The 1,373-nt window shown below is 72.5% G+C and carries 1 protein-coding gene; it reads right to left on the reverse strand.

Going from position 1 to position 1,373, the window contains the following annotated elements:
- Nucleotides 1-5: 5 nt before the first annotated feature.
- Nucleotides 6-1,235 carry a DUF349 domain-containing protein gene (locus UWG_RS0101725; RefSeq protein WP_016905477.1) on the reverse strand — a complete coding sequence of 410 codons (1,230 nt, stop codon included), beginning with the start codon at nucleotides 1,233-1,235 and terminating at the stop codon, nucleotides 6-8.
- Nucleotides 1,236-1,373: the final 138 nt, after the last annotated feature.

A 1,373-nucleotide genomic window follows, 5' to 3' on the forward strand; every position in this document is an offset into this window, starting at 1 on the left:
CGCGGTCAGCCCCCGAACTCCTCCAGACCCTTGAGCGCCTCGTCGAGCAGCGCCTGACGTCCCTGGAGCTCCTGCTCCAGCTTCTCCGCCTTCGCCGTGTTGCCGTCCGCGCGCGCCTTGTCGGCCTGCGCCCGCAGCTTGTCGACGGCGTCCTGCAACTGCCCCGTCAGCCCCGCGGCGCGCGCCCGCGCCTCGGGGTTGCTACGGCGCCACTCGGCCTCCTCGCTCTCCTGGATCGCCTGCTCGACGGCGCGCATCCGACCCTCGACCTTGGGACGCGCGTCACGCGGGACGTGGCCGATCGCGTCCCACCGCTCGTTGAGCGAACGGAAGGCGGCGCGGGCCGACTTGAGGTCGCCGATCGGGAGCAGCTTCTCGGCCTCCGTCGCCAGCTCCTCCTTGCGGGCGAGGTTCTCCCGCTGCTCGACGTCGCGCTCCGCGAAGACCTCGTTGCGGGCCGAGAAGAAGACGTCCTGCGCGGCCCGAAAGCGGCTCCAGAGGTCCTCCTCGTGCTCCCGCTGCGCCCGGCCCGCCGCCTTCCACTCCTGCATCAGATCGCGGTACTTGGCCGCCGTCGGACCCCACTCCCGCGAGGGCGAGAGCGCCTCGGCCTCGGCCACGAGCTTCTCCTTGCGCTTGCGCGCCTCCTCGCGCTGCGCGTCGAGCTGCGCGAAGTGCGCCTTGCGGCGCTTGGAGAAGGCGGAGCGTGCGTGCGAGAAGCGGTGCCAGAACTCGTCGTCGGTCCTGCGGTCGAGGCGGGGGAGGCGCTTCCACTCGTCGACGAGCGCGCGGAGCCTTTCCCCCGCCGCCCGCCACTGCTCGCTCCCGGCCAACTCCTCGGCCTCGGCGACGAGTCGCTCCTTGGCCTGCTTCGCCTCCTCGCTCTGCTGCGCCTTGCGCGCACGGCGCTCCTCACGACGCTTCTCGACCGTGCCGGTGAGCGCGTCCAGCCGGCGCGCGAGCGCGTCGAGGTCGCCGACGGCGTGCGCGGCTTCGACCTGCTCGCGCAGGTGGTCGATGGCCGCCGTCGCCTCCTTCGCGGAGAGGTCGGTGGTCTTCACCCGCCGCTCCAGCAGCTCGATCTCCACGACCAGGCCGTCGTACTTGCGTGTGAAGTAGGCGAGGGCCTCCTCAGGAGAGCCCGCCTGCCAGGAGCCGACGACCTTCTCGCCCTCGGCAGTACGCACGTATACCGTCCCCGCGTCGTCGACGCGCCCCCACGGGTCGCTGCTCACAGCGCCTCCTCCACATGATGCCTGCTGCCGTGCGCTCACTGCGCCCTGGGCATCGTCCACATATGTTCACGGTGTCGCCGGCGTTCGTCCCGCCGACGGTGCCGGGTGCGCGAAGCGGCGGCCGGCGGCCGGCCGGCC

The sequence above is a fragment of the Streptomyces xiaopingdaonensis genome (genome assembly GCF_000262345.1).
GTDB lineage: Bacteria > Actinomycetota > Actinomycetes > Streptomycetales > Streptomycetaceae > Streptomyces > Streptomyces xiaopingdaonensis.